Origin of the sequence: Bacillus sp. FSL W7-1034, from assembly GCF_038593365.1 — a bacterium.
GTDB classification, from domain to species: Bacteria; Bacillota; Bacilli; order Bacillales; family Bacillaceae; genus Bacillus; species Bacillus altitudinis.
In genome coordinates, this window is the sequence record NZ_CP151989.1 from 1,786,400 (window position 1) to 1,811,540 (window position 25,141).

At 40.0% G+C, this 25,141-nt stretch carries 31 protein-coding genes; 22 read left to right on the forward strand and 9 right to left on the reverse strand.

Annotated elements, in window-relative coordinates:
• The first annotated feature begins 92 nt into the window (after window positions 1-92).
• The 3 genes from NST73_RS09095 to NST73_RS09105 all read left to right on the forward strand — a co-directional run bounded on the left by NST73_RS09095 (window position 93) and on the right by NST73_RS09105 (window position 3,688).
• On the forward strand, window positions 93-2,087 hold the full coding sequence (locus tag NST73_RS09095; protein WP_326242675.1) for a glycosyltransferase family 39 protein: 1,995 nt from the start codon (window positions 93-95) through the stop codon (window positions 2,085-2,087).
• Window positions 2,088-2,314: 227 nt separating this feature from the next.
• Window positions 2,315-2,695, forward strand: coding sequence for a NucA/NucB deoxyribonuclease domain-containing protein (locus tag NST73_RS09100; protein ID WP_224559893.1), 381 nt, complete (start codon window positions 2,315-2,317; stop codon window positions 2,693-2,695).
• 144 nt (window positions 2,696-2,839) lie between these two features.
• Window positions 2,840-3,688 (forward strand): STAS domain-containing protein, encoded by an 849-nt coding sequence (locus tag NST73_RS09105; protein ID WP_017359585.1) that lies wholly within the window; start codon window positions 2,840-2,842, stop codon window positions 3,686-3,688.
• A 32-nt stretch (window positions 3,689-3,720) separates the two neighbouring features.
• On the opposite strand, the gene NST73_RS09110 is transcribed toward NST73_RS09105, so the two are convergent.
• Window positions 3,721-4,263 (reverse strand): IseA DL-endopeptidase inhibitor family protein, encoded by a 543-nt coding sequence (locus NST73_RS09110; protein ID WP_017359584.1) that lies wholly within the window; start codon window positions 4,261-4,263, stop codon window positions 3,721-3,723.
• 296 nt (window positions 4,264-4,559) lie between these two features.
• Here NST73_RS09110 and NST73_RS09115 point away from each other — a divergent pair, with 296 nt between their 5' ends.
• Window positions 4,560-5,003 carry a hypothetical protein gene (locus tag NST73_RS09115; protein WP_144678736.1) on the forward strand — a complete coding sequence of 148 codons (444 nt, stop codon included), beginning with the start codon at window positions 4,560-4,562 and terminating at the stop codon, window positions 5,001-5,003.
• A gap of 47 nt (window positions 5,004-5,050) precedes the next feature.
• Here NST73_RS09115 and lexA read toward each other — a convergent pair whose 3' ends face one another.
• Window positions 5,051-5,671, reverse strand: coding sequence for a transcriptional repressor LexA (gene lexA / locus NST73_RS09120; RefSeq protein WP_326242672.1), 621 nt, complete (start codon window positions 5,669-5,671; stop codon window positions 5,051-5,053).
• 159 nt (window positions 5,672-5,830) lie between these two features.
• Here lexA and yneA point away from each other — a divergent pair, with 159 nt between their 5' ends.
• The 6 genes from yneA to NST73_RS09150 all read left to right on the forward strand — a co-directional run bounded on the left by yneA (window position 5,831) and on the right by NST73_RS09150 (window position 10,247).
• Window positions 5,831-6,142, forward strand: coding sequence for a cell division suppressor protein YneA (gene yneA / locus NST73_RS09125; RefSeq protein ID WP_007499348.1), 312 nt, complete (start codon window positions 5,831-5,833; stop codon window positions 6,140-6,142).
• Between the two features lie 17 nt (window positions 6,143-6,159).
• Window positions 6,160-6,807 (forward strand): recombinase family protein, encoded by a 648-nt coding sequence (locus NST73_RS09130; protein ID WP_017359583.1) that lies wholly within the window; start codon window positions 6,160-6,162, stop codon window positions 6,805-6,807.
• Between the two features lie 69 nt (window positions 6,808-6,876).
• Window positions 6,877-7,107, forward strand: a complete 231-nt coding sequence (locus NST73_RS09135) for a DUF896 domain-containing protein (protein ID WP_061419189.1) — start codon at window positions 6,877-6,879, stop codon at window positions 7,105-7,107.
• A 188-nt stretch (window positions 7,108-7,295) separates the two neighbouring features.
• Window positions 7,296-9,299, forward strand: coding sequence for a transketolase (tkt, locus tag NST73_RS09140; RefSeq protein ID WP_144678735.1), 2,004 nt, complete (start codon window positions 7,296-7,298; stop codon window positions 9,297-9,299).
• Between the two features lie 198 nt (window positions 9,300-9,497).
• Complete coding sequence (gene sirA / locus NST73_RS09145) at window positions 9,498-9,944, forward strand: sporulation inhibitor of replication protein SirA (RefSeq protein ID WP_041507216.1); 447 nt, start codon at window positions 9,498-9,500, stop codon at window positions 9,942-9,944.
• 84 nt (window positions 9,945-10,028) lie between these two features.
• Window positions 10,029-10,247, forward strand: a complete 219-nt coding sequence (locus tag NST73_RS09150; RefSeq protein ID WP_003212379.1) for a YneF family protein — start codon at window positions 10,029-10,031, stop codon at window positions 10,245-10,247.
• Between the two features lie 268 nt (window positions 10,248-10,515).
• Here NST73_RS09150 and NST73_RS09155 read toward each other — a convergent pair whose 3' ends face one another.
• Entirely contained in the window at window positions 10,516-10,683 is a 168-nt protein-coding gene (locus tag NST73_RS09155; RefSeq protein ID WP_008343814.1) for an aspartyl-phosphate phosphatase Spo0E family protein, read from the reverse strand.
• Between the two features lie 214 nt (window positions 10,684-10,897).
• Between NST73_RS09155 and NST73_RS09160 the strand changes: the two genes are divergently transcribed.
• A complete protein-coding gene (locus NST73_RS09160; protein WP_008343813.1) occupies window positions 10,898-11,605 on the forward strand; it encodes a cytochrome c biogenesis protein CcdA in 708 nt (235 codons plus the stop codon).
• A gap of 94 nt (window positions 11,606-11,699) precedes the next feature.
• Window positions 11,700-12,182, forward strand: coding sequence for a cytochrome c biogenesis protein CcdC (locus NST73_RS09165; RefSeq protein ID WP_056703240.1), 483 nt, complete (start codon window positions 11,700-11,702; stop codon window positions 12,180-12,182).
• Window positions 12,183-12,203: 21 nt separating this feature from the next.
• On the opposite strand, the gene NST73_RS09170 is transcribed toward NST73_RS09165, so the two are convergent.
• The 4 genes from NST73_RS09170 to sspO form a co-directional block, all read right to left on the reverse strand.
• Window positions 12,204-12,632: a DUF2621 domain-containing protein gene (locus tag NST73_RS09170; RefSeq protein WP_007499335.1), complete on the reverse strand. Its 429-nt coding sequence runs from the start codon at window positions 12,630-12,632 to the stop codon at window positions 12,204-12,206.
• Window positions 12,633-12,889: 257 nt separating this feature from the next.
• Entirely contained in the window at window positions 12,890-13,279 is a 390-nt protein-coding gene (locus NST73_RS09175; protein ID WP_024719083.1) for an Hsp20/alpha crystallin family protein, read from the reverse strand.
• A gap of 102 nt (window positions 13,280-13,381) precedes the next feature.
• Window positions 13,382-13,528, reverse strand: a complete 147-nt coding sequence (locus NST73_RS09180) for a small acid-soluble spore protein P (protein ID WP_058337579.1) — start codon at window positions 13,526-13,528, stop codon at window positions 13,382-13,384.
• Between the two features lie 17 nt (window positions 13,529-13,545).
• Complete coding sequence (gene sspO, locus NST73_RS09185) at window positions 13,546-13,692, reverse strand: small acid-soluble spore protein O (RefSeq protein ID WP_017359581.1); 147 nt, start codon at window positions 13,690-13,692, stop codon at window positions 13,546-13,548.
• Window positions 13,693-13,912: 220 nt separating this feature from the next.
• On the opposite strand from sspO, the gene acnA reads away from it, so the two are divergent.
• The 7 genes from acnA (at window position 13,913) to NST73_RS09220 (ending at window position 18,705) form a co-directional block, all read left to right on the forward strand.
• Window positions 13,913-16,642, forward strand: coding sequence for an aconitate hydratase AcnA (gene acnA, locus NST73_RS09190; RefSeq protein ID WP_342499532.1), 2,730 nt, complete (start codon window positions 13,913-13,915; stop codon window positions 16,640-16,642).
• Between the two features lie 66 nt (window positions 16,643-16,708).
• Window positions 16,709-17,212 (forward strand): TlpA disulfide reductase family protein, encoded by a 504-nt coding sequence (locus NST73_RS09195; RefSeq protein WP_008343807.1) that lies wholly within the window; start codon window positions 16,709-16,711, stop codon window positions 17,210-17,212.
• A 76-nt stretch (window positions 17,213-17,288) separates the two neighbouring features.
• A complete protein-coding gene (locus tag NST73_RS09200; RefSeq protein WP_003211002.1) occupies window positions 17,289-17,414 on the forward strand; it encodes an FbpB family small basic protein in 126 nt (41 codons plus the stop codon).
• A gap of 51 nt (window positions 17,415-17,465) precedes the next feature.
• Window positions 17,466-17,609, forward strand: a complete 144-nt coding sequence (locus tag NST73_RS09205) for an acid-soluble spore protein N (RefSeq protein WP_008357830.1) — start codon at window positions 17,466-17,468, stop codon at window positions 17,607-17,609.
• 15 nt (window positions 17,610-17,624) lie between these two features.
• Window positions 17,625-17,867 carry a small acid-soluble spore protein Tlp gene (gene tlp / locus NST73_RS09210; protein ID WP_017359579.1) on the forward strand — a complete coding sequence of 81 codons (243 nt, stop codon included), beginning with the start codon at window positions 17,625-17,627 and terminating at the stop codon, window positions 17,865-17,867.
• A 103-nt stretch (window positions 17,868-17,970) separates the two neighbouring features.
• Entirely contained in the window at window positions 17,971-18,393 is a 423-nt protein-coding gene (locus tag NST73_RS09215; protein WP_008343800.1) for a thioesterase family protein, read from the forward strand.
• Window positions 18,394-18,396: 3 nt separating this feature from the next.
• Window positions 18,397-18,705 carry a hypothetical protein gene (locus NST73_RS09220; RefSeq protein WP_144678734.1) on the forward strand — a complete coding sequence of 103 codons (309 nt, stop codon included), beginning with the start codon at window positions 18,397-18,399 and terminating at the stop codon, window positions 18,703-18,705.
• Between the two features lie 41 nt (window positions 18,706-18,746).
• On the opposite strand, the gene NST73_RS09225 is transcribed toward NST73_RS09220, so the two are convergent.
• Together NST73_RS09225 and plsY are read right to left on the reverse strand one after the other, a co-directional pair.
• Window positions 18,747-19,034: a HesB/YadR/YfhF family protein gene (locus tag NST73_RS09225; protein WP_008343795.1), complete on the reverse strand. Its 288-nt coding sequence runs from the start codon at window positions 19,032-19,034 to the stop codon at window positions 18,747-18,749.
• A 96-nt stretch (window positions 19,035-19,130) separates the two neighbouring features.
• The gene (gene plsY, locus NST73_RS09230; protein ID WP_008343794.1) at window positions 19,131-19,712 is read right to left on the reverse strand and encodes a glycerol-3-phosphate 1-O-acyltransferase PlsY; all 582 of its coding nucleotides are present in this window, start codon (window positions 19,710-19,712) and stop codon (window positions 19,131-19,133) included.
• 155 nt (window positions 19,713-19,867) lie between these two features.
• Here plsY and NST73_RS09235 point away from each other — a divergent pair, with 155 nt between their 5' ends.
• The 3 genes from NST73_RS09235 to parC all read left to right on the forward strand — a co-directional run bounded on the left by NST73_RS09235 (window position 19,868) and on the right by parC (window position 25,108).
• Window positions 19,868-20,281, forward strand: coding sequence for a CoA-binding protein (locus tag NST73_RS09235; protein ID WP_007499324.1), 414 nt, complete (start codon window positions 19,868-19,870; stop codon window positions 20,279-20,281).
• A gap of 415 nt (window positions 20,282-20,696) precedes the next feature.
• The gene (parE, locus tag NST73_RS09240; RefSeq protein WP_007499323.1) at window positions 20,697-22,664 is read left to right on the forward strand and encodes a DNA topoisomerase IV subunit B; all 1,968 of its coding nucleotides are present in this window, start codon (window positions 20,697-20,699) and stop codon (window positions 22,662-22,664) included.
• Between the two features lie 2 nt (window positions 22,665-22,666).
• Entirely contained in the window at window positions 22,667-25,108 is a 2,442-nt protein-coding gene (gene parC / locus NST73_RS09245; protein WP_217967110.1) for a DNA topoisomerase IV subunit A, read from the forward strand.
• Window positions 25,109-25,141 lie beyond the last annotated feature (33 nt).

The window sequence follows — 25,141 nt, forward strand, 5'->3', positions numbered from 1 at the left end:
AAATACAGAAAAGTTTCTTTTTTTGTTCATCACTATTTCATATTTACAAGCTATGCTGAATGAAATAAATGAAAAAGAAAGAAGAGATATGAGTGAAAAATAAAAAAATAGATATGATATTGTTGTTGATTTTATTGATTGCAGCTTTTCTCTACACTTATCAAATTTGGCAGAATGACAGTGCCAATCAATATTATTTAGCTGCAGTCAAAAGTATGTCCAAAAGCTTCCATCACTTTTTTTATGCCTCATTTGATGCAGCTGGATTCGTATCAATTGATAAACCACCCGTCGTTTTATGGATTCAAACCATCAGTGCACTTATTTTTGGCTTTCATACATGGAGTGTGATATTGCCGCAGGCACTTGCTGGAGTGGGGTCTGTTCTTCTTCTTTATCTCATGATAAAACCGGCTTTCGGTCAAGGTGCTGCAAGGATGTCAGCGGCCGTTATGGCTCTCACGCCAATTGCCGCAGCTGTGAGCAGAACGAACAATATTGACAGTATGCTCGTCTTCACATTACTTGCGGGTACGTATTTCTTGATGCGTGCTGTAAAAAGCGGAAAGATGCGCTGGCTTCTTATGGCCTTCGCTTTGGTAGCGGTAGGATTTAATATGAAGATGCTGCAAGCGTTTATGGTCGTTCCAGCATTTATTTTCTACTATTTTATTGCTGCTCGCGTACCGTTAAAAAAGAAAATTTTCTCTCTCTTATGCTCAATCGTCGTATTAGTCTGCCTATCTCTATCGTGGGCAGTTGCTGTAGATATGACAGCTGAAAGTGAGCGCCCTTATGTGGGAAGCAGCCAAACAAATTCAGTGTTAGAACTTGCCTTTGGTTATAACGGCACGGAACGGCTGCTTGGTCAGACGACAGGGAAATCCTTTGGTGACATGAATCAGCAAGCAGGTATGGTGATGCCAGACAATTCTGGATTAGGGAATTCGTCAGAGGATCAGTCAAACAGAAATCAGCCGCCTCCATCCCAAAATCAAATGATGCCACCTCAACATGGTTCAGGTAGTGGTTCTCCGCCTGGAAGTGCTGTAGGTCAACAAAGTATGAATATGTATGGCACTGGGAATCCCGGTATATTTCGTTTATTTCAATCTGCATTGTCAGGTCAAATCAGTTGGATGCTGCCGTTTGCTTTGTTTGGGCTTTTAGGGATGATCATCAGCTGGTGGAATGAGAGAAAAGCACAATTAAATGAATGGAAACAAACGATGTTTTGGACAGCATGGCTGATTCCTGCTGCCGGATTCTTTAGTATTGCGGGTTTCTTTCACCATTACTATCTCATTATGCTTGCCCCGCCTATTGCAGCACTATGCGGCATAGGAGCTAAGAAGATGGGAGAGTTATTTAAGGCAAACAAAGGAGTATCTGCGTATTTGCTTCCAGCAGCAATCGCTGTTACAGCCATCTTCCAAGGGTATATTTTGAGTAACTATACGACTCAAATCAGTAGTATTTGGATGTATGCCATTGCCATTGCGGGAACAAGTATCGCTATCCTATTGCTGATGTACAGAGAAAAACAATTGATCATGAAACGACTGCTCATCACTGCTTTGACAACGCTGTTACTGTTTCCAGGTTTTTGGTCCGCCACCCCAATCATATATGGTGGAAATGCTGTTCTTCCAGAGGCAGGTGTACAGCTGGCTAGTTCACGAGGTGGGAACATGTTTACATCTAGTGTCGATCAAGGCTTACTCACTTATTTAAAGGCTCATCAAACAGGTGAAACGTATTTATTTGCAACGCTTACGACTGTTACCGCAGCGCCATATATCATTGACGAAGATGAGAATGTCATGGCTTTAGGCGGTTTTAATGGGACAGATCCTATTTTGAATGTCAACAAATTAAAAGCACTTATTCAACAAGGAAAGGTGAAATACTTTTTATTACCAGACAATCAGTCATCAGCTAACAGCAAATTGGTTAGCTGGATTAAATCACATGGTACAGTCATCTCATCTGAAGAATATAAACGATCCACATCAGCTGAAGAGGGGATGCCATCCGAGATGTCTTCACAAAACGAAACATTATATAGAGTAGATGAAATATCTTAAGTAGAACAAGGCGAATGATGAAGAGATCATTCGTTTTTTCTTATGGATCAGTATCCAGGAAGATTCAGCTCATGTTTTTCACATGTCATCACTCAGCCACTCATACATTAAAAATGACTCATTCCCTTCAAGTCAACATCATTTCATCAAAAGTATGAGGAGGTCACGAGCTTTTGAAGATGAGAAAAGGCTGGATCGCTGCTGTCGTTCTTTGTTTTGTCATTTGGATGGGTGCGTTATTAGGTGGTTTTGGAGAGGATCGTTCCGCAAAAGGAGCAGATCGTTATGATCATGTGATTCAATTTCCTAAGGAACGGTATCCTGAAACAGGCAGTCATATTCAAGAAGCTATTCGAAAAGGGCACTCAGACGTGTGTACCATTGACCGAAATGGGGCAGATGCCCGCAGGCAAGAATCATTAAAAGGAATTCCCACAAAACCTGGTTTTGACCGGGATGAATGGCCGATGGCGGTGTGTCTTGAAGGAGGAAAGGGGGCAAGCGTTCAATATGTCAGTCCATCAGATAATAGAGGCGCTGGTTCATGGGTCGGGCATCAAATCAGCGGGTATCCTGACGGGAAACGAATTTTATTTATTGTCAAATAAACATAGACAAGAGGCTCCTTGAGAGGGGGCTCTTTTTGTTCAACAGGAGCGTATTCGAGCTAGCAGGTACAAAAGATTCAATGGTACAATCAATCCATCAGGTACAAAGACTGACAAGTAGAAAATGTGAAGGGACATATGCTTATGGAAAAGAACCGTGCATTATACGATTTTTTCATGCAACATGCAGAGAAACTGACTGAAACATGGTATGAATCAATTGAGGATGATGATCCAGAATCCATTTATCGTTCAACAGATTCCAGCATCATAGCAGAGCTTAAACGGCAAAATCAAGATTATTATCAGCATTTTATCCGCGCACTTATTGAAGACAAGACGTATTTACATACGAAATTTAAAAAATGGTCTGAAGACTTAGCAAGTGATCCGAAGCACTTGAACACACCATTAGATTACGTCGTGAGAGAATATATGTCCAATCAAAGAGTGGTTCTTCATTACTTAAAAGAGTTTATAAAACAGCATCAAGGTGATATTGACATTGATCGAATATTTTATTGGTATGATTTGATATCTGAGGCATTTAACATTTCGATTCATGTCTTTATTCAGCAATATGTGAAAAATACCACCAAAAAACTCGTTGCACAAAGAGACATGATTTATGAGCTGAGTTCCCCAGTCATTGTGTTAAAAAGTCATGTTGCCTTATTGCCTTTAGTTGGAGATATTGACACTGCGCGAGCAAAGATTATCTTAGAAAATACATTAAAACAGTGTTCGCAAAAAGGTGTTCAACATTTATGTATTGATTTATCAGGTGTCGTCATCATTGATACGATGGTAGCACATCAAATCTTTGATCTTGTCACGTCACTTCGGTTAATTGGGGTTGATACGACCATTTCAGGCATTAGACCAGAAATTGCTCAAACGGCTGTACAGCTTGGACTTCCTTTTAATGAATTTCAAACGGCTTCATCACTTGCTCACGCTTTAGATCGTATGACTGAATTTTCATCCATATAAAAACCAGGCCGAGTAAACGGCCTGGTTTTTATTTAGATCACAGCGTCAATTTTTGTTACTTTCCACTCGTTTTGTACTTTCTCGAAAGTGACAGTACGTTTTACTTTGCGTCCATCAAGTGTTGGAACTGTGAATTCGTATGTGCGGATTGTACTTTTCTTAGAGACGAGTTTAGGTGTTGCCTTATCCCAATTAAGCATATTGTCTCCATCACCAACTGGCACAGCCATTTTTCCTTTATGAACGATGAACTGATAGTCTTTTAAACCGTGAGTAATGGCATCTTTTGTGAAAACTTGAGATAGATAGCTGTTTAGTTTTTTCTTTGTATCAAATGTTTTAGACAGGTAGTTGTAAGTCATATCTTTATAAGTAAATGATTTTAATTTGTAATCTGAATGCTCTTTAATGTTGTAGCCTGACATCGCACTCCAAAAGTGTTCTCTTGCATCAAGGGCAATATGTAACGCTTCTTTATTTGTCAAAGCGGCTGATTTTTTGGAAGCGGCCAGTGTTGTTGTTTGTAATGAGATCATAAGCATAATAGCGGTTAATAAAACAAATAATTTTTTCAAGGCGATTGCCTCCTTTTCTCAATGAAAACTTCTTATGTTACAAATGTTACAATAGTTACAGAGATATTACAAGTATTAAATCTAAATGTTTTTTATTTCTTTTCTTTCTACATATATAACGTTTGAGGGAGACAAAAAGTTTTCATTTTTTTATTTTTTTCTTCCTCATTAATATTTAACCGTTCTAAAGAAGAATAAAACGTCTTTTGGAAAGATTTCTATTTGTCTCCTCAACACTCTTTTTTTATGTATGACATATACTGTCGTGATGAATGTCTAAGAAAGTGGTGTTTAGTATGTATAATCCATATGAAGGTACGTGGAATGGGCACTTGTACGATCGGCAGGTACAAAGCATGCCGGCGTTTCCTATTTCTCAAGTTGGAGGATTTCCCGGATTGCCATTCGGAGGGACTGGGCAAGGGCAAGGTGCAGGAGGACAGTCGGTCCCGCCAGCCCCGCCGCAGCATATCATCTCGCAATATCAACAAGCAGTTTCTCAGCCTCAAAGTATGCAGCCGCTCATTGCAGGGCAGAGTGTAGGCGGAAGCCAGCAAACGGTTCAATTTGCAGCTGGATGTAATAGAAGGTGGACCATTGTGTTCCTTAGAAACGGTCAAGTATTTCTCATGTATGTTCTTTCCTCGCAGCCTTTTGGCCGTACAACGGGTTTCATATGGCCGAACTTTACATTTGGCTCGTTCCCAAGCTCTAGTATTCTTGCATATTCTTGTTCATAAAAGAAAAAGCCGGCTCTCATCAGCAATTGATGAAATACCGGCTTTTTTTAATGAATATTTCTAAATACGCCAATCACTTTACCTAGTATACTCACATTCTGTAAAATAATCGGTTCCATTGATGGATTCTCGGGCTGTAATCTAAAGTGTGTATCTTCCTTATAAAAACGTTTCACTGTTGCTTCATCTTCTTCTGTCATAGCCACCACAATATCTCCATTGTTGGCAGTGCTTTGCTGACGCACAATGACGTAGTCTTTGTCCAAAATACCTGCATCAATCATACTTTCTCCCATAATTTCAAGCATAAATATTTGTTCATCTGGCGCTGCAAAAGTTTCTGGAAGTGGGAAATATTCTTCTACATTCTCAACAGCCGTGATAGGCAAGCCTGCTGTGACTTTTCCGATGACTGGAACATTCATTACAGCGCTTTTTGGAATATTCATTTCCTCTTCATCTAGTACTTCGATCGCTCTAGGTTTCGTTGGATCTCTTCTAATTAAACCTTTCGTTTCTAGTCTAGCTAAATGTCCATGGACAGTTGAACTTGATGCTAGACCGACAGCTTCACCAATTTCACGAACGGATGGGGGATAACCCTTGCTTTTTACTTCTTCTTTTATGAATTTCAGGATATCGAGTTGTCTTTTTGATAGCTTCGTCATCTTTTGCACCTCAAAACGTCAATTTTAAAGAAATTATAGCATGTTTTTCCTAACAGTACAAACATAGGTTCGAAAAAAACGTTTGACAGAAACGTTTGTTCGTATTTATAATGAGTGTCAGAAAGAACGAACACACATTCTATTAGGAGAGATGACATTATGAGGTTAAAGGAATCTATTATTTTTATTGGGCTATTCTCATTCATCGTTGGCATATTTCTCTCACTTATTGCAGTCACTAGCCATAATGATCCAAATCAATATGTTAAAATAGAGGTTCAATCAGGTGATACTCTTTGGGGATTAGCTGATCAAGTAAACGACAGTAAATCAATCGATAAAAATGCTTTTATTGACTGGGTAACTGAACACAATGATCTCGCTTCAACTGACATCCAGCCGGGAGATATCCTTGTAATTCCAGTTAAAAAAGAGCATCCAGTCGTATATCAACTTGCAACAGTACAGTAGAAAGGTCGATTGAAGACATGAATGCAATCATTTATGCGAGAGTAAGTACTGCCAAAGAAGAGCAAGAAACCTCGCTTAAAAGACAAGAAGAAGAACTGCTTGCTTTAGCTGCAGCGCACAAGATGAATGTAGTCAAAGTGATTAAAGAAAAAGCGAGTGGATACGATCTTGATCGTGACGGTGTTTTTGACATGCTGGCTGCGCTGAAAGAGGAAGAAATCGATGCTGTTCTCATTCAAGATGAGACACGCCTTGGAAGAGGGCAGGCGAAAATCGCTCTTCTTCATTGTCTGTTTAAAGAAAAAGTCAAGGTGTACAGCGTATTTCATAGAGGAGAGCTTGAGCTTTCAGAAGCAGATGAAATGGTCATTGAAATTGTAGGCGTTGTAGAAGAGTATCAGCGGAAAATTCATAATTTGAAAATTAAGCGTGGGATGAAAAAAGCTGTTGAGCGAGGGTATCAACCCGAACTAAATTTAAAACACCAAGAGCAAGCACCTGGCCGCGAACGTATTGAAGTACCGATTTCTGAAATTGTTCGATTAAGAAAAAACAACATGACATTCGCTGAAATTGCAGTGACATTGCAGGCACTTGGTTTTGACATTTCAAAAGCAACCGTCCATAGAAGATACCAAGAATATGAAAAAGGGCTTGCGACTTAAAGCGTGACTTGTTGTAAAAATGACTGATATTTAGTAGTATGTAGAGAAAATGTTTTAAAGGAGTTTGTCATGATTTCTAAAGAACAGCTTGCAAGAATCAATGAGCTTTCAAAAAAGTCGAAAGAGGCCGGTTTGTCGGACGCTGAGAAAGCAGAACAGAAGCAATTAAGAGAGGAATATTTAAAGGCTTTTCGTTCTTCTATGAAAAATACACTCAAAACCGTGAAAATCGTCGATCCAGAAGGAAACGATGTCACACCAGAAAAATTAAAAAGAGAAAGAGACCAGAATCTTCATTAAAGGTCATCATTTCTTTATTTTTGAAAAGATGGGAGGAATATTCTCATCTTTTTTCATATTTGCATAAGTTTTTAGGTGATCGATAAACTAAATGTGACAAAATCCTTCTTTTTCGGCGTGAAATAGTTGTGAAAAAAGGACAGTAGATTTATGATAATGGTGTACACAAGATACGGAAGGGGATTTATATGGAAACGATTGAATTGAAATCTATTGCAACAATACGTACTCTCTCCATAGACGCAATTGAAAAAGCGAATTCCGGTCACCCTGGAATGCCGATGGGCGCTGCACCAATGGCATACGCTTTATGGACGAATCACTTAAACGTAAGTCCGCAAAATCCAAATTGGTTTAACAGAGACCGTTTTGTGTTATCTGCGGGACATGGCTCTATGCTTTTATATAGCATGCTTCATTTAAGCGGATACAATCTGAGCATCGAAGATTTAAAACAATTCCGCCAATGGGGAAGCAAAACACCTGGACATCCTGAGTTTGGACATACAGAGGGTGTAGATGCGACAACAGGTCCTTTAGGACAAGGGATTGCGATGGCTGTAGGAATGGCACTTGCAGAAAGACATCTTGCAGAAACGTATAACAAAGATCACTTTAATGTTGTGGATCACTATACATACAGCATTTGCGGAGATGGAGACTTAATGGAGGGCATTTCCTCTGAAGCTGCTTCACTTGCTGGTCATTTAGGCTTAGGCCGTTTAATTGTTCTTTATGATTCAAATGACATTTCTTTAGATGGCGACCTCGATCGTTCTTTCTCTGAAAATGTGAAGAATCGTTTTGAAGCGATGAATTGGGAAGTTCTTTATGTAAAAGACGGCAATAACATTGACGAAGTGACGGCTGCCATTGAAAAAGCCAAACAAAGTACAGACAAACCTACACTTATTGAAGTGAAGACGACAATCGGTTTCGGATCTCCAAACCGTGCGGGAACGTCTGGGGTGCACGGTGCACCGCTTGGCAGTGAGGAAGCGAAGCTAACGAAGGAAGCTTATTCTTGGACGTTTGAAGAAGATTTCCATGTACCTTCTGAAGTGTACGATCATTTCAAAACAGCTGTTAAAGACGCTGGACAGAAAAAAGAAGCAGCGTGGAATGAACTGTTTGAGCAATATGAAAAAGAATATCCAGAACTAGCAGCTCAGCTGAAGCTTGCGATTGAAGGAAAACTTCCTGAGAATTGGGATCAAGAGGTTCCTGTTTATGAAGCAGGTTCAAGCCTTGCCTCTCGTGCCTCTTCTGGAGAAGTATTAAATGGCATTGCAAAACAAGTACCATTCTTTATTGGCGGGTCTGCTGACCTTGCTGGATCAAATAAAACAACCATTAAAGATACAACTGACTTTGGCAGAGAGAATTACGCTGGCAGAAACATTTGGTTTGGTGTGAGAGAATTCGCAATGGGTGCAGCATTAAACGGTATGGCACTTCACGGCGGACTTCGTGTATTCGGCGGAACATTCTTTGTTTTCTCAGACTACTTAAGACCTGCCATTCGTCTTGCTGCATTGATGGGACTTCCTGTCACTTATGTATTTACGCATGACAGCATTGCGGTTGGGGAAGATGGACCAACGCATGAGCCAGTTGAACAGCTCGCTTCATTACGTGCGATGCCTAACCTTTCTGTGATTCGTCCAGCTGATGGAAACGAAACAGCTGCAGCATGGAAAATTGCTGTATCTTCAACGAATAAACCGACAGCGCTTGTTCTTACTCGTCAAAACCTTCCAACGATTGATCAATCACCAGAGAAGGCGTATGAAGGCGTAGAAAAAGGTGGATATGTCGTCGTTGAAGCAGCTGATGCACAGCCAGAAGCTCTTCTACTTGCTTCAGGATCTGAAGTAGGTTTAGCCATTGAAGCGCAAAAAGCACTTGAAAAAGAAGGCATTCGCGTTTCTGTCGTGAGCTTACCTGCATGGGACCGCTTTGATGAGCAGTCAGACGAATACAAAGAGTCCGTTCTTCCTAAAGCAGTGAGAGCACGTGTTGCAATCGAAATGGGTGCTTCACTTGGCTGGGAACGTTACACTGGCCTTGATGGCGATGTGATTGCGATTGATAAATTTGGCGCTTCTGCACCAGGCGAAACCATTATTGAAAAATACGGTTTCACTGTCAGCAACGTGGTGAGCCGCGTAAAAGCAAAGCTGAATAAATAATCAGTCTCCAAGCATCATGCTTTTTTGCAGTCGGTTTGCAGAGCTTTTCACTATGCTCTGCAAACTTTTTTCTTTTTTCTTGTTTTTTTGACAAAACTAGTTTCTTCTTGCTTCATATATAGACAATTCTTTCTTTCACATTTTTGTATAATACAAGCAATAAGCGAGATTGACGAAATGTGAAAGGAAGGGATAGACATGGAACGCCATTATTATATTTATTGGATTGAGGATGAGTTTGCTCATCATTATTTTGGTAGAGAATCTATTTTGTTTCATTTGTTTGAATCGTTACACTGGACGAACCGCAGTGATGACGAATTAGTCATGCTTGTTAAGCAAGTGGATTATGTAACAAAACGAATCCCTGCTTTTCATATGCACCAGCGTTTAATGAACAATTTAACCAACATTCACTATACACAAATAGGCTCAATATACAGTGCATCGCTGCCAGATGGAAAAGGCACAGCCGCATTCATTATAAAAGACCGTTACATTCAAATGTCTGCCACAGGCAGTTATGAGGCAGAAGCGGTGTTTTTTGAAGTACTCAGAAAAATTAGTCCTTGTTTCCTGGCTATGGACTTTGGATCAAAGAAGCATGGGTGGCTCAATCCGGTAAAAGTGATGAATTTTGTTTAAAAAAATAAAATTGAACGTGAAATGTTGTATAATAGCCTTTTGTTTAGTACACTTTATACGAGACAACATGAAGGAGGAAGAATTATGGATTTATGGGTTGTCATCCTTGTAGGCGTTGTTGCACTGCTTGCAGGAGTTGCACTCGGATTCTTTATTGCTCGTAAGTATATGATGAGCTACTTGAAAAAGAATCCACCAATTAATGAACAAATGCTTCGAATGATGATGATGCAAATGGGCATGAAACCGTCCCAAAAGAAAATCAATCAAATGATGAAAGCCATGAACAACCAAGCGAAATAATACGTACGTTATTATGATCATAGATGGAACATGGTCCCTAAAGATTGGACAAGCGATGTCCTTTCTTTATTGAAGTCACCTTCATCAGACGCATAAAACCACTGTACTTGCATGAATAAAGCAGGGAAAGTGGTTTTTATTTTGCCGTGAACCGTTTGTTAATGACAAAACAAAAAACCCCTGTGAGCAGAGGTTTTCGTTTCTTTTATTGTCACACATATCAACTTTTCTAAAATCGTGCGGCATTTGTTTCTATCTTGAGATATCATTAGTTGGCTGAGTTTGAGTGTAAGTGTCGTTGATATTGTAAGAGGAGATGATCTAGCTGCTGGCTATGTTCGATGGTCACTGTTGACGTCATCCCATTATGCAAGACAACTTTCATCAGCTCTTCTCTTTTTTCTTCAATTTGAGTTAATAATGATGTTTTTACCAAAGTCATGTTCCTTTCATGCAAATCTTGATAAAAAGAATCGGTTCTATTATATCCATTTTAAGGTTTATTTTCAAATTTAAAGGGTTTGGTATCTTGATGTCAAATTAAATTATATAAGGTTTTAAGAGATTAGACCATCTTTATTGAGATGATGTAAAAAAAATGAAATGAATTTGTCATCTCTTATTGTATATTGTAAGAAGGGGGTGTTCTTTTGTCAGATTTGAATTACTTTTTAGCGTTTGGAGCAGGGTTTCTTTCTTTTATCTCACCGTGCTGTCTGCCACTTTATCCAGCCTTTTTATCCTATATTACGGGCGTTAGTATAGATGAAGTGAAATCTGAGAAGGTGATGCTGAGAAGGAGAAGTCTTCTTCATACATTATTCTTTTTAATTGGATTCTCTCTCATTTTTATTGCCATTGGATTTGGGACATCGTTTGTTGGGAAGTTTTTCATTGAATATCAAGATGCGATTCGTCAAATTGGTGCCATTCTCATTATTTTCTTTGGCTTTATGATTCTTGGTGTATTTCAGCCTTCTTTTTTAATGGGAGAAAAGAGGTTGCAGTTTAAAAATCGTCCAGCCGGTTTTTTTGGATCGATTCTCATCGGAATGGGTTTTGCTGCTGGTTGGACACCATGTACCGGCCCGATTTTATCAGCTGTTATCACACTTGCCAGCAACAAGCCAGAGTCCGCTGTGACCTACATGATTGCGTATGTATTAGGTTTTGCTATCCCATTTTTTGTTCTTTCCTTTTTCATCACAAAAATGGCTTGGATCAGAAAGCGTCAGCAGCTCATTATGAAAACTGGCGGGATTATTATGATCGTGGTAGGAATCTTGCTATTCTTTGATCTTCTGACGTGGATCATTATTATGTTCTCATCATTATTTGGAGGATTTACTGGTTTTTGAAATCGTTTTCTACAGTCGCGGCGAATGGTTTTTTTTCGTCAATTGGAGTATATTATACATAGGCTGACCTTAAAGAATAAAGGAATGATTTGATATGATGATCATAATTTCTTCTATAGTGGCGGTATGTATGGCGGTAGCCGTCATGTTTATTCGCATTAAATCATCTGCAAAACCTGCAACCGCGAAAAAAATTATTTTACCTCCTATCTTTATGAGCACTGGTGCACTGATGTTTTTTGTGCCAATGTTTCAAGTAACTGGAGCTGAATTTTTAGAGGCGATTACTGTAGGGATGTTTTTCTCTATCTTTTTAATTAAAACATCGAAATTTGAAATTAGAGGCAATGAAATCTATTTGAAGCGTTCAAAAGCATTTGTGTTTATTCTCATTGGGCTTCTTGTCCTTCGTATCGGAATGAAGACGATTTTAAGTTCTTCCATTGATTATGGTGCGCTTAGCGGGATGTTTTGGATTCTAGCCTTTGGCATGATTGTCCCTTGGCGGATTGCGATGTATTTGTCGTTTAGAAAGATGTCTAAACAATTAGATCTGCAGCAGGCCCAAATAAATTAAACCTCCTTTTTAAAAAGGAGGTTATTTTAATAAAGATTCATATGGTGAATGGTCGATCTTTTTTTCTTGAAGGCGCTTTAGTAGAAATTTATGATCCCGCTTCGGTGTAGCGATAATATAGCCGCGAATGATTAAGTCTAAATTAATGCTGGCCGCTTGTTCTTTAAGTGCCAGCTCGCCAATTTTACCGGCGATTTTTTCTTTGGCGACGTCTCTAAACAGCTCTGGAACCGGTAATACTAGCTCATTTAATAGCTGTTTGTCTTCATCGCGCCATAGGTGCAGGCTCTTTTGAATATATTCATCCTGCCAATCAAGCTCTGATTTCCCGTCTTCTTTCGGCAATCGTTTTAAAAACTTGCGAAACATAAAAAAGCCACCGATTGCTAGTAATCCAATCATCACTGTACCCCAAAATAAAATGAACCACAAAAACCAGCCGCTTAACATGTTCTCACTCCCTATATCCCTTCTCTCTATTCTATTTTACATGAAGGGAAGGTAGAAGAAAATAACAAAAATGTATGTGTTTTTTCTATTAACGCCTTTTTTGATTAAGAGGCGCCCATTTACTAGAATGACCCAAACCATTTAGTAGAAAAGGAATACATTATTGTATAGCGACTCTACTATTTGGCCATGGTGGTTCGCACAAGGTATTGACTTGAAACGAACGGAAGAGAGCCCGCCTGTATACAGGCGGGCTCTTAATGTTTGAAGTGTGGCATTTGAAAGGAAAATGCTCCGTCTTGACGATGGGCATCCTTTTTGATTTTGATTGATATGATTCTGTTTTCGTAATCTGTATCAATGTCTTTGTCATTCAAATAAAAAGGGAGCATGACACTTTTTTCAATCGGCTGTTCTCTTTCATCAATCAAATAAGCGAGGATGAGCTCACATCCGGAAAAGGTCAGTTTTAAATCAGTGATCGATAGGGTGGAGAGGTCGATCTCAATAATATAATCACGGCTCGTTTCATAAAGATCTATTGGGAGCTGTTCGTCATACCATGCAAAAGGATCGTCCATTAATACACTCAGCCAATCATCTATTTCAAGAAAATCAGAGGAATTCACTTGCTTTTCATTCTCCATAAACACTCCTCCATCACATCTCATAATAAATCATATGATGAAAGCTGAAATGTGTGAAAGACCTAAAACATCCCGTTTGGTCACGGGCTTTAGAGAAAATGTTTACATATCATGATGTGAATTGTGCTTTTGTCTTGTATGGTTGCGATTTTTCACTTTTTTACTGCCTGATAGTGGCTCAGGTTGCCCGCCTTGATGCTCTTTAGGAGAGTTTTGACGTATGTCTTTCCCAGTGTTTTTGTCCGTCATCATTTCTCACTCCTTTCTTATTGGTTTTTTTTACGCTTTTTATTGTTTTGCTTTTGTTCTTCTGTTAAAACGAGCTGATCATTTTCTATATAGCCTGCACCATTTCCTTGGCTTTTGGCTGCGTTCATGCCGTCAATGACATGATTTGCTTTTCTTTTTGTCATGTTCTATCACCTCAGCATTAGTATGAACCCGTGCTGCTCAGTTTATGAAGAGTAATCATTTCCTTGTGATAAGCTAAACTTATTGAATTTAATAAAAGCATTGTTATTTACTTATGTATGAATTTGTTTTAAGATGAAATTGTGAGAAAATTGTGGTGAAATACGACGATTTTTCTGAGAATTGAAATTGATCTTGATCATCAAAAGGGGGATTTTGGACATGTCGAAACAGCAGCAAGTCGCTAAACAAGACGCTTTTCAATCTAGAAAAACGTTTTCGACAAATGGGAAAACGTATCACTATTATTCGTTAGAAGCACTAGAGAAACAAGGAATCGGAAATGTTTCTAAGCTGCCTTATTCCATTAAGGTACTTTTAGAATCAGTGCTTCGCCAAGTAGACGGTAGAGTGATCAAAAAGGAACACGTTGAAAACTTGGCAAAATGGGGAACTGCCGAGGTAAAAGAAATTGATGTTCCATTTAAACCTTCTCGTGTTATTTTACAAGACTTCACGGGTGTGCCAGCTGTCGTTGACCTTGCTTCTTTAAGAAAAGCAATGGCAGATGTGGGGGGAGACCCAGATAAAATCAACCCTGAAATTCCAGTTGACCTGGTCATTGACCACTCTGTACAAGTCGATAAAGCTGGAACTGAAGATGCATTAAACATTAACATGGATTTAGAATTCGAACGTAACGCAGAGCGTTATAACTTCCTTAGCTGGGCAAAGAAAGCGTTTAACAATTATCAAGCTGTTCCGCCTGCAACAGGGATCGTTCACCAAGTGAACTTAGAGTATCTTGCAAGTGTTGTTCATGCAATCGAAGAAGATGGCGAGATCATCACTTACCCAGATACATTAGTTGGTACTGACTCACATACAACAATGATTAACGGTATCGGTGTACTTGGATGGGGCGTTGGCGGTATCGAAGCAGAAGCTGGTATGCTTGGTCAGCCTTCATACTTCCCAGTACCAGAAGTTATTGGTGCTAAATTAGTTGGAGAGCTTCCAAACGGAACAACTGCAACTGACCTTGCCTTAAAAGTGACACAAGTTCTTCGTGAAAAAGGCGTAGTGAACAAGTTCGTCGAGTTCTTCGGACCTGGTGTTGCACAATTGCCGTTAGCAGATCGTGCAACGATTGCAAACATGGCGCCAGAATACGGTGCTACTTGCGGATTCTTCCCAGTAGATGAAGAAGCGCTAGCTTACCTTCGCCTTACTGGACGTGATGAAGAGCAAATTAATATCGTTGAAGAATATTCTCGCGCAAATGGCTTATTCTATACGCCAGATGCAGAAGAGCCAATTTTTACAGATGTTGTGGAAATTGATCTTTCTCAAATTGAATCAAACTTATCTGGTCCAAAGCGTCCACAAGATTTGATTCCACTTTCTAAAATGAAAGAAACGTTCCATCAGCACATTGAAAGCCCAGCTGGTAACCAAGGGTTTGGCTTAGAAAAATCAGAGCTAGACAAACAAATCGAATTTGACCTAGCAAATGGTGAAAAAGCTGTGATGAAGACAGGTGCGATTGCGATTGCAGCGATTACGAGCTGTACGAATACATCGAACCCATACGTCTTAATCGGAGCAGGTCTTGTTGCGAAGAAAGCAAGTGAGCTTGGCATGAAGGTGCCAAACTACGTGAAAACGTCACTAGCGCCAGGTTCTAAGGTTGTAACAGGATACCTCGTGAACTCAGGACTTCTTCCATACTTAAGAGACCTCGGATTTAACATCGTTGGGTATGGCTGTACAACTTGTATCGGAAACTCAGGACCGCTTGAAAAAGAAATTGAAGATGCTGTCTCTGAAAATGATCTGCTGATCACTTCTGTTTTATCAGGTAACCGTAACTTCGAAGGTCGTATCCACCCGCTTGTAAAAGGAAACTACCTTGCATCTCCACCATTAGTTGTGGCTTATGCACTTGCTGGTACGGTGAATATTGATTTAACAAAAGATCCGATCGGTGTCGATAAAAATGGCGAGAACGTTTATTTCAATGACATTTGGCCATCAATGGATGAAATCAACAGCGTCGTGAAAAGCACTGTCACACCTGAGCTATTCCGTTCAGAGTATGAAACTGTTTTTGACAACAATGACCGCTGGAATGAAATTAAAACGACGGACGATGCATTGTATAAATGGGATGAAAATTCCACATACATTGCAAACCCGCCATTCTTCGAAAACTTATCAGTTGAACCTGGTAAAGTTGAACCACTTAAAGGATTGCGCGTAGTGGCGAAGTTCGGTGATTCTGTCACAACAGACCATATTTCTCCTGCTGGAGCGATTGGTAAAGACACACCTGCAGGTAAATACTTGCAAGAAAGAGGCGTATCGCCTAGAGACTTTAACTCATACGGATCTCGCCGTGGTAACCACCATGTTATGATGAGAGGTACTTTTGCAAACATCCGTATTAAGAACCAAATCGCACCAGGAACAGAAGGCGGGTATACAACGTACTGGCCAACTGGTGAAGTGACATCCATTTATGATGCATGCATGCGTTATAAAGAAGATGGAACTGGTCTTGCGATCTTAGCAGGTAAAGATTACGGAATGGGTTCTTCTCGTGACTGGGCTGCAAAAGGAACAAATCTTCTTGGAATTAAATTCGTTCTAGCGGAAAGCTTTGAGCGTATCCACAGAAGTAACCTTGTCTTCATGGGTGTACTTCCTTTACAGTTTAAAGATGGAGAAAGTGCAGAAACTTATGGACTAACAGGAACAGAAACATTCGAAGTAGATGTTGATGAAACAGTTCGTCCGCGTGATCTTGTCACTGTAAAAGCAATTGATACAGATGGCAACGAGAAAACATTTGAAGTAATTGTTCGCTTTGACAGTGAAGTCGAAATTGACTACTACCGTCATGGTGGTATCCTTCAAATGGTACTGCGTGAAAAATTGGCAAGCAACTAATAAAGCAAAGAAGAGAAGGCGATTAGACAGCTTTCTCTTCTTTTTTAACATAGTGGAGGATCAATCATGTGGAAAAAAGGAATGGCAAGCGCTGTTTTACTTGTGTTGATTGGTTTACTTGCATGGAATGTATTCGGACCAAAAGAACCTGCCATCGGTCTTGAAACAGGGGACAAAGCCCCTGATTTTGAGCTCAAAACCCTTGATGGCAAAACGGCATCGTTATCTGATTATCGAGGGAAAAAAGTACTCCTCAATTTTTGGGCGACATGGTGTAAGCCTTGCCGAACAGAAATGCCAGATCTAGACGCAATTAGAAGTGAAAATGACCAAGTTGAGGTACTAGCGGTGAATTTGACGAACACTGAAAAGAGTGTGGATCACGTCGCCTCATTTATTGATGAACTTAAAGTCAGTTTTCCTGTTTTATTAGATCAAAAAGGTATTCAAGCAAGATATCAGGTACTTTCCTATCCGACGACATACATACTAGATGAAAAAGGGCGTATCCTGTCTGTAAAGCATCAAATGCTCACAAAAAAAGAAATTGAAAAAGAGCTGGATCTATAATGATTCAGCTCTTTTTTGCTTATTTTCTAAATGTTTTGGCGAAAATGGTATGAACAGAGTGGAGGTGGTGATAGACATGAGAAGAAGAAAGCGCCGTACATTTGAAGAACTTGTGCTTGAAAATAAAAAAGAATTATTAAGCAATGAGGAATTTTTAAACCAGCTTGAAGAAAAGTTGGAAGAGCGATTTAGACAGAAATAAGTTATGATTTGTCCTTTTTCGTTCATCCTAAAGAAGAGGGAGGGATGAATGATGGGTAGAGAGCATGATAAACAAGCGCAGTTTACACCAGACCATTTAGGGACAAAACCTGTAGCATACAAACGAAATAAAGGCAAAAAGATGCATAATAAATCGAATGAACAGCCTGATGTGATACAGACGAAGGGCGAATAATAGGAGGGAAGCATGATGAATGACAAGTCATATCAATCCAATCCAGATGATCGTTCTGACAATGTTGAGAAGCTGCAGGATATGATCGAAAACACACTTGAAAATATTGATGAATCTGAAGCAGCAATGGGTCTTTCAACAGAGGAAGAAAAGCAGATGATCAAGCAAAAAAATGAAAACCGTAGAACGAGTATTGACGCAATGCGTTCTGAAATAAAGGACGAGGAAGCAGCAAGAAAGAGCGGTTACACTGAATAAACCAGGGATTCCTGGTTTATTTTATTGCCTCTTTTTAGAAGAACCATTTGGAATGTGGTAAAATGTCAGAGACGTTAGGTTTTGATAGGAGAGCGATGAAAACGTGTATGTATCTAAAAAAGAAATAGAAGTCCGTTATGCAGAAACAGATCAAATGGGCATTGTGTATCATGCCAACTATTTAATTTGGATGGAAGTCGGCAGAACAGCGTTAATTAAAGAATTAGGCTTTTCCTATGCCCAGTTAGAGGCAGACGGTGTCCTTGCACCTGTTGTTGATCTTCAGGTTCAATATAAGAAACCACTACTGTACGGTGAAACGGCTACAGTTCACACATGGATTGAAGAATATAACGGCGTGAAAACAGTGTATGGCTATGAAATACAAAAACCTGATGGACAAACGGCTATTACAGGGACCACCTCACATATTTGTGTGGACAAAGAAACCTTTAGACCGATTCAATTTAGAAAAGCTTTCCCTGCATGGCACAGCGTATACGAACAGTCCAAGAAGCAGGTTTGATTCATGGCCTTTGGAATTAAAAGAAGAGATTTGAATGCTTGGAAATCAGCTGTTCGGCAAGGGAAGGTGGCCTTTTTGACACACTATTGGCTTGATGACCGTTTTCCGCATGCGAATACTGTCACAAAGGCAGCCTGTCAGGATATGGAGCAATTAATCGCTTGGGGACAAAAGCATGGATTAAAGAAAGAATGGATCCATGTTCGCGAAGGTTTTCCTCATTTTGATCTCATCGGTGATTCGCAAAAACGGATTTTGCAAAAAGAGCGGTCATTAGGAAACATTCAGGAGTATGGACTTTATATTGAGTGATAAACAAAAAAGATACCCGAGGGATGAGGTATCTTTTTTGTTTATTCATAATGAAATTCTGGTTCTTTCACGGACTCGTTATAATCAATATGCAGATCATGGTTGTCAAAATACCAAATATCACTTTCTTCCACAAAGAAAGTAATGCCTTCTACTTCAGCGGTTGCGCCGGCATTTTGAGGTTCATCTTTTGCGACGCCGAGAGAAAAGCCTTTTTGTACATTACTGCACCCGCCATATCTGACAAAAAAGCGAACATGATCACCTTTTTCTAAATCCAGTTCATTCTTGTACCAATTGAGTGCATCATCTTTTATCGTTAATTTCAATGTGATCGCCCCTTTTTGAAGTCATGCTGTTTTTAAATGCAGGATGCAAAAACAGCTTTTCTTTACTTTTACCACATATTTAAATTGATGAAACGGCTAAAGCCATTTGATTTTCGGTTCAGTTTTGTTGAGAATTCGTTTGAGGTTGGCGATGTGTCTGAAGATCACAAAGCCAGCAAGAACAGCAACAACAATAATTAAAAATAGATCTTGGGTGAATATGCTGTAAATGAATGTGTAGATCCCAGTCAGCATAGATGATAATGAAACATATTTACTAATGTATAAAAATAAGAAAAAAGCAGCGATCATCGTGATAAATAAGAACGGGGCATAAAATAACAGCACGCCGCCTGATGTAGCGACCGCTTTTCCCCCTTTAAATTTTGCAAAGACAGGAAAGCTGTGACCGATAACAGCAGCAACTCCTGCTAATAAGGGATGAATGTCCAGTTGCATGAAAAACGGTAAAGCCGAAGCAAGAGTCCCCTTTAAAATATCAGCTGTGATAACGATGGACCCTGCTTTCACACCTAGTGTACGGAATGCATTCGTCGCACCTAGGTTCCCGCTGCCATGTTCACGGATATCGATTCCCTTTGCAGCTTTCCCGACAATGAGACCTGATGGAATACTGCCGAGAAGATAAGCCAAAATAAACATCAAAGCAATTAACATCTGCATAACTCCTTTATATTCTCCCTCTTGTCTTACATTTTAACATGATCTTATGAAAAACATGGCGATCTTTTTTTGAAAAAAAACGATGGCCGATGAATTCAGCTTTGTTTTTAACAAGAAATTCGCTAAAATAGAAGAAAAGGAGTGTCTGGATGAATCATCCTTCAAAACAAGAAATTGGGCGTATATTAAAAAGCAGTAAGCGAATTGCAGTTGTAGGTTTGTCAGATCAGCCGCACCGAACGTCCTATATGGTTTCAAAAGCCATGCAGGATGCCGGTTATGACATCATTCCTGTCAATCCAACGATTGATGAAGCACTTGGGGTAAAAGCGGTCGCCTCTTTAAAAGACATAAAAGAGCCTGTTGATATCGTCAATGTCTTTAGACGTTCTGAGTTTTTGCCTGAGGTGGCGAAAGAATTTCTTGAAATAGACGCACCTGTTTTTTGGGCGCAGCAAGGCGTATATCATGAAGAGGCAAAAAGGCTGATTGAGGAAAATGGCAAGGTCGCCATCATGGACTTATGTATCAAAGTGGCTCATGCGATGACAAAAACTCATTAAATCGTCAAAAATCCTTGGTTTTTCAAGGATTTTTGCTTTTTTGTTGCAGAAATATATTTGCGATTCTAGAAGAAAGCGATAAAATAAGGCGACAGGGACCTATCGGTGACCTTGCATATCGAGAAAAAGAGCGATAAGATAAATATAGAACATTTGTTCTGTTTTGCTAAAACCATCATATGATTGCATTTGGCTTATGAAACAGTCTTGTTTATAATGGACTTCTAGTTCTGATTGCAGAATGTAGAACATTCTCATAACCGTGCAAAAGAGCATGTATCGCTGAATCACACATGCATGGTGATGATGCAGCTTATTAAAGTGGACAGTAATGAGCAGCATGATCATCATTAAAATCTAGAGAGATCATTGATGATTAGCCGGTTATGTTTGTTAGTGAAAGGGGATTAAGCATTTGGTTAAAAAGCAGCAAGTAGATTATAACGATGATTCTATTCAGGTGCTAGAGGGGCTTGAAGCGGTCCGTAAACGCCCAGGGATGTATATTGGATCGACGGATTCACGCGGTCTTCATCACCTTGTCTATGAGATTGTAGACAACTCTGTCGATGAAGTGCTCGCTGGCCATGGAGATCATATCATTGTCAAAATACATAAAGATAACAGCATTTCCGTCCAAGATAAAGGGCGCGGAATGCCTACTGGTATGCATAAGCTTGGAAAACCGACACCAGAAATCATTTTAACGGTCCTGCACGCAGGCGGAAAATTTGGTCAAGGTGGTTATAAAACAAGTGGTGGACTTCACGGGGTTGGGGCGTCCGTTGTGAACGCACTTTCAGAGTGGCTCACCGTGACGATAGAACGCGATGGATTTATTTATCACCAGCGCTTTGAACATGGCGGAAAGCCAGTCACATCACTTGAAAAAATCGGGAAAACGAAAAAGACCGGTACACTGATTCATTTTAAGCCAGATCCAACGATGTTCAGTGTCACCACCTATAATTTTGATACATTATCAGAGCGTTTAAGAGAATCAGCCTTTTTATTAAAAGGGCTAAAAATAGAGCTGATTGATGAGCGCCATGATGTGCAGGAAACCTTTTATTATGAGACAGGTATTGAAGCGTTCGTTGCTTATTTAAACGAGGAAAAGGATGTACTTAGTGAAGTCGTTTCGTTTGAAGGCGAACATCAGTCCATTGAAGTCGATTTTGCCTTTCAATTTAACGACGGATATTCAGAAAATATTTTGTCGTTCGTCAATAACGTAAGAACCAAAGATGGCGGTACGCATGAGTCTGGTGCAAAAACGGCCATGACGAGAGCCTTTAATGAATATGCACGCAAAGTGACCCTTTTAAAAGAAAAAGACAAAAATTTAGAAGGTACAGATATTCGTGAAGGCCTGTCAGCTGTTATTTCTGTCAGAATTCCTGAAGAACTTCTTCAATTTGAAGGACAAACAAAAGGAAAGCTTGGAACGAGTGAGGCAAGGTCAGCTGTTGATGCCGTGATTTCTGAAAAATTGGCTTATTTTCTTGAAGAAAACCGCGAAACGGCGACACTGCTTGTGAAAAAAGCGATTAAAGCGCAGCAGGCAAGAGAAGCGGCTAGAAAAGCAAGAGAAGAAGCAAGGAGCGGCAAGAAACGGAAAAAATCTGAAGCAACACTCAGCGGAAAATTAACACCTGCTCAATCTAGAAACCCGGCAAGAAATGAACTGTATCTAGTAGAGGGCGACTCTGCTGGTGGATCAGCCAAGCAAGGACGTGATCGAAAATTCCAAGCGGTGCTACCGCTTCGAGGAAAGGTCATTAATACAGAGAAAGCAAAGCTTGCGGATATTTTCAAAAACGAAGAAATCAACACCATTATCCATGCCATTGGCGGCGGGGTTGGTGTCGATTTTAATGTAGAAGACATCAATTATGACAAAATTGTCATCATGACAGATGCTGATACAGATGGCGCGCATATTCAGGTTCTATTGCTTACATTCTTCTACCGCTATATGAAGCCGCTGATTGAGCATGGCAAAGTATTCATTGCCCTTCCGCCTTTATATAAAGTTAGCAAAGGCTCAGGGAAGAAAGAAGTCATTGAATATGCTTGGTCTGATGAAGAAATGGATGACGTGTTAAAGAAAGTTGGAAAAGGATATACGATTCAACGCTATAAAGGTTTAGGTGAAATGAATGCCGACCAGCTATGGGAAACGACAATGAATCCAGAGTCGAGAACGCTTGTCAGGGTGAAGATCGATGATGCTGCACGGGTGGAGCGCCGCGTCACGACACTGATGGGTGACAAAGTAGAACCACGCCGTAAATGGATTGAAAAGAATGTCGCCTTTGGACTTGATGAGGAAAGCAACATTCTTGAAAATGAAAACTTGTCGCTAGCTGAGGAGGTTTAAACATGGCACAACAAGAACGATTTCATGATTTACCGTTAGAAGAAGTGATTGGGGACCGTTTTGGTCGCTATAGTAAATATATTATCCAAGATCGTGCACTTCCAGATGCACGTGATGGATTAAAGCCTGTACAACGAAGAATTTTATATGCAATGTATGCGGAAGGAAATACACAAGATAAAAACTTCCGTAAAGCTGCCAAAACAGTCGGTAACGTAATTGGTAACTATCATCCGCATGGTGATTCTTCTGTTTATGAAGCAATGGTGAGAATGAGCCAGGATTGGAAAGTGCGAAATGTGCTGATTGAGATGCATGGAAATAACGGGAGTATCGACGGAGATCCTCCTGCTGCCATGCGTTATACGGAAGCAAGGCTTTCTGCAATTGCATCAGAGCTTTTAAAAGACCTCGACAAGGAGACAGTCGAATTTGTCGCGAACTTTGATGATACAAGCAAAGAGCCTGTTGTCTTACCAGCGATGTTTCCCAACCTTCTTGTGAACGGGTCAACAGGGATTTCAGCCGGTTATGCGACTGATATTCCGCCGCACCACCTAGGAGAAGTGATTGATGGCGTGATTAAGCGAATTGAACAGCCGCATTGTACGGTTGAAGATTTAATGACAGTCATCAAAGGGCCAGATTTCCCAACAGGCGGGATCATTCAAGGTGTGGATGGTATTAAGAAGGCATATGAAACAGGAAAAGGAAAGATTATGATTCGCGGAAAAGCGGAGATTGAAACCATCCGCGGTGGACGCCAGCAAATCGTGATCACAGAAATTCCTTATGAAGTGAATAAGGCCAATCTTGTCAAAAAGATGGACGAGTTCCGCATTGAAAGAAAAGTAGAAGGGATTTCTGAAGTTCGGGATGAGACGGACCGTACCGGCCTTCGGATTGTTGTAGAGCTGAAAAAAGAAGCGGATGCGAATGGTGTCTTGAATTTCTTATATAAAAATTCTGATCTGCAAATCCCATATAACTTTAATATGGTCGCGATACATAACAGAAGACCGACTTTAATGACGCTTACAACTGTACTAGACGCTTACATTGCTCATCAAAAAGAAGTGGTGACGAACCGCTCAGCATACGAGCTTCGAAAAGCAAAAGAACGTCATCATATTGTAGATGGATTAATTAAAGCTCTTTCCATTTTAGATGAAGTCATTGCGACGATTCGTTCGTCTAATGATAAGCGTGATGCGAAAAACAATTTGATGGAAAAATATGATTTTACAGAAGCACAATCAGAAGCGATTGTTTCTCTCCAGTTATATCGTTTAACAAATACAGATATCACTCAACTAAGAGACGAAGCAAGAGAGCTTGACGTGCGAATTGCAGAGCTTGAAGACATTTTAGCGAATGAGAAGAAGCTGTTTAAAGTCATTACGAACAACTTGAAGAAGTTGAAAAAGACGTATGCTGATGAAAGACGATCCGTCATTGAGGAAAAAATTGAAGAAATTAAGATTAACCTTGAAGTGATGATCGCATCAGAGGACGTGTACGTCACAGTCACAAAGGATGGATACATCAAACGGACGAGCCAGCGCTCCTATGCTGCATCAAACGGTAAGGACTTCGGTATGAAGGATACAGACCGACTGATTCACCAGTTTGAAATGAATACAACAGATGTTCTTCTGCTATTTACGAATAGAGGGAGCTACATTTACTGTCCAGTTCATCAGTTGCCAGATATACGCTGGAAAGACATGGGGCAGCACATTACGAATATTATTTCGATTGATCGCGATGAAACCATTCAAAAAGCGATCCCAATTAAAGAATTCGATGAATCATCGTATCTCCTGTTCTTTACAAAAGGCGGTATGGTGAAGAAAACAGAGCTTCTCCAATATAAAGCGCAGCGTTATTCAAAACCGCTTGTCGCCTTGAATTTAAAAGGTGATGATGAACTTGTAGATGTTCATGTCACAACAGGTCAGCAAGAATTGTTTATTGCAACGAAAAATGGCTATGGATTATGGTTTGATGAAGAAGAAGTGAGTGTGGTCGGTCCGAGAGCGGCTGGTGTGAAAGGCATCAATTTGAAGGACGGAGACGAGGTGGTCTCTGGACAAATCATTGATCCGAAGAACAATGTGCTTGTTCTTACGACACAAAGAGGTGCTGTGAAGCGGATGAACCTCTCTGAATTTGATAAGACATCAAGAGCAAAACGTGGAGTGATCATGCTAAGAGAATTAAAGAAAAACCCTCACAGAATTGTTGCTGTGATTGCTGCTTCACTGCACGATACACTTGAGATTGATACGGAAAAGGGTGCCACGATCCCGCTCGATATTTCCACACTAAGGGCAAATGATCGTTATAGCAATGGATCGTTTATTTTAGATGAGGAAGAGCAGGGAGAAGTAACTCAAGTTCTTTTATCACCTGCTGCATCTGACCAAGATGACAATAAATAAGCAAAACGAAAACCCCCTGCCTTACGCAGGGGG